This is a genomic window from Cellulomonas sp. A375-1 (assembly GCF_001040865.1).
GTDB classification, from domain to species: Bacteria; Actinomycetota; Actinomycetes; order Actinomycetales; family Cellulomonadaceae; genus Cellulomonas; species Cellulomonas gelida.
The window spans coordinates 1-2853 of sequence record NZ_LFKW01000108.1; the positions used below are offsets into that span (position 1 = coordinate 1).

At 75.7% G+C, this 2853-nt stretch carries 2 protein-coding genes and 1 pseudogene; all 3 read right to left on the reverse strand.

Going from position 1 to position 2853, the window contains the following annotated elements:
- Positions 1-1129: pseudogene (locus tag CWIS_RS18395) on the reverse strand (hypothetical protein); the annotation flags it as partial.
- A complete protein-coding gene (locus CWIS_RS11520) occupies positions 1126-1917 on the reverse strand; it encodes a heme ABC transporter ATP-binding protein (RefSeq protein ID WP_048343444.1) in 792 nt (263 codons plus the stop codon). The gene CWIS_RS11520 and the pseudogene CWIS_RS18395, both read right to left, overlap by 4 nt.
- On the reverse strand, positions 1914-2853 hold a 940-nt coding region (locus tag CWIS_RS11525; protein ID WP_048343445.1), incomplete at its 5' end, for an iron ABC transporter permease. The genes CWIS_RS11525 and CWIS_RS11520, both read right to left, overlap by 4 nt.

Genomic DNA, 2853 nt, shown 5'->3' on the forward strand with positions numbered 1-2853 from the left:
GCCGTGCGGCCAGGGCGCCGAGCACGACGAGCGCGACGAGCAGCGCGGCGACGCCGACGAGCACCCAGGTCGCGGCGGACGGGCCCGCGCCCGGCTGCTCGCCCGCGTTCGCGAGCGCGGCCGCGACGACCGGGTCCTCGATCACGGTCACGTCGAGCGTCGCGACCTGGCCCGAGGCGGCGCCGGTCAGCGTGAGGGTCGCGGTGCCGGGCGTGAGCGCCGCGGGGACCGCGAGCACACCCGCGACCTCCCCGTAGGGCCCGGCGGTGAGCGGGCCGACCCCTGCCTGTCCGCCCGTCAGGGAGCCGACGACCTGCTCGCCGGCCGCGAACCCGCGCGCGGTGAAGCTCAGCACACGGCCCCGCACGACCGTCGACTGGTCGCTCGTCGCCTCGGCGGGGCTGTCGACCTGCGGCGACGCGGCGCCACCGGTCGCCGGCGTGGCCACCGCTGTCGCCTCCGCGCCGGGCTGCGCCGCCTCGTCGTCGTCGCCGCCCGCCGCCCCCTGCGCGTCTGCGAGGTCCACGAACTGCACGGGCGTGAACGTCTCGTTGGTCGCGTTGCTGACGCCGTGCGCGCCGAACGTGATGACACCGCAGGTCACCGTGAGGCAGTCGATGCTCGTCACCGCACCCGAGCGGCCCACGACCTCGACCTTCGGTCCCGGGATCGTCAGCGTCGTCGACCACGTCCCGTCCGCGGCGATCGTGCCGCCGTTCGCCGACGAGGCGGTGTCCGACCCCGGGTAGGACACGAACCGCTGGAAGCCCGCGTTGTCCTTCGACTCGCTGTCGGGCACGTAGAGCAGGTCCTGCCCGCTGACTCCGCCCTTGCTCGGCCGCCACGACCCGCCCGCGGGGTCGTCGACCCACCCGAACACGACGTAGATGCCGCCGAACCCGCCGGGCACGGACTGGAACCCGGACCCGCTGACCCTCACCGGCGTGGAGTAGGTCGTGTCGGCCTGCGCCTTGCCGTTCTCCGCCGCGACCGTGACGCGCGCGGCCGCCGACGCGGGCGCCGCGGCGAGCCCCAGCACTCCGAGGCCGAGCGTCGCGGCGACCAGGCTCGCGACGAGCGGGGCGCGCCGCCGCGTGCGGACGGTCGTCGACGTGGTCGGGTGCGTCATCGGATCTCCTCCAGGGCGGCGACACGCACCGGCAGCACGACGATCTCGTCGCTGCCCGGGCGGTGCACCACCTCGATGGGGTGGCGGTAGACGTCGGTGAGCAGCTCGCCCGTCAGCACGTCGTGCGGCCGCCCCTCGCCGCGCACGCGCCCCTCGGCGAGCAGCACGACGCGGTCCGCGTACGCCGCGGCGAGCGTGAGGTCGTGCAGCACGACGACCACGGCGGCGCCGTCCCGCGCCCACCGCAGGGCCTCGGCGAGCAGCGACTCCTGGTGGCGGATGTCGAGCGCGGCGGTCGGCTCGTCGAGCAGCAGGACGACCGGCTCCTGCGCGAGCGTCCGGGCGAACGACGCCCGGGCCTTCTCGCCGCCGGACAGCGTGGGGTACCGGCGCGCGGCCAGGTGCGTCACGCCGGCCGTGCGCATCACGTTCTCGACCACGCGCTCGTCGTCGTCCTCGCGGTCCGTCCCGCGCCACGGCGCGCGGCCCATGCGGACCACGTCGGCGACGTCGAACGGGAACGACAGCCGGTTCTCCTGCAGCAGCACCGCGCGACGGCGCGCGAGGTCGGCGAGCCGCAGCGTGCGGACATCGACGCCGTCGAGCTCGACCACTCCCTCGTCGGGCGTGACGTCCCCGGCCAGGACACCGAGCAGCGTCGACTTGCCCGCGCCGTTCGGGCCGAGCAGCGCGAGCACCTCACCGGCGACCACGTCGAGATCGACGCCGTCGACCACGGCCGTCGACCCGTACCGCACGCGCACGCCCCGGGCGCGCAGCGCGGTCACGCCCAGCCTCCCGCGCTGCGGCGCGTGCGGCGGATGAGCCAGAAGAAGAACGGGCCGCCGCACAGCGCGGTGAGCATGCCGATCGGCAGGTCGGCGTACGGCACCGCGGTGCGCGCGACGAGGTCGGCGCACATCAGCAGGACCGCGCCGCCCAGCGCGCTCGCGGGCACGAGCACGCGGTGGCCGGGCCCGACCGCCATGCGCACGAGGTGCGGCACGACGAGCCCGACGAACGCGATGATCCCGCAGAACGCGACCGCGGCGGCAGTGAGCAGCGCGACGAGCACGATGCTCACGATGCGCAGGCGCTCGACGTCGACCCCCAGGTGCCGGGCCGGGCGCTCGCCGAGCGCGAGCAGGTCGAGCCTCCTCGCGAGCAGGCCCGCACCGAGGATCCCGAGCAGGACGAGCGGCGCGACGACCGCGACGTAGGGCCAGCGCGTGCCGTTGAGGCTGCCGAGCTGCCAGAACACGATCTGCTCACGCGCCTGCGTGTCGCCCAGGAACGTGAGGAACGCGAGCGCGGCGCCCGCGACGGCGTTGACCGCGACACCCGTCAGGACGAGGGTCACCACCTGCGTGCGCCCGCCGTCGCGCGCGGTCGCGTACACCAGGAGCGTCGTGAGCAGGCCCGCGACGAACGCGGCGACCGCGGCCGTCCACGAGCCGAGGAACGTCCAGCCGAACACGATCACCGTGCACGCGCCCACGGCGGCGCCCGAGCTCACGCCGACCACGCCCGGGTCGGCCAGCGGGTTGCCGAACACACCCTGCATGAGCGCGCCGCCCGTCGCGAGCGCGGCCCCGACCAGCAGGGCCATGACGATCCGCGGGAACCGGATGGTCCACAGCGCGGCGTCGGTGTTGACGTGCGTCGCTGCCGCGCCACCGTCGATGCCGAACCTGCGCAGGACGGCGCCGAGCACCTCGGGGGGC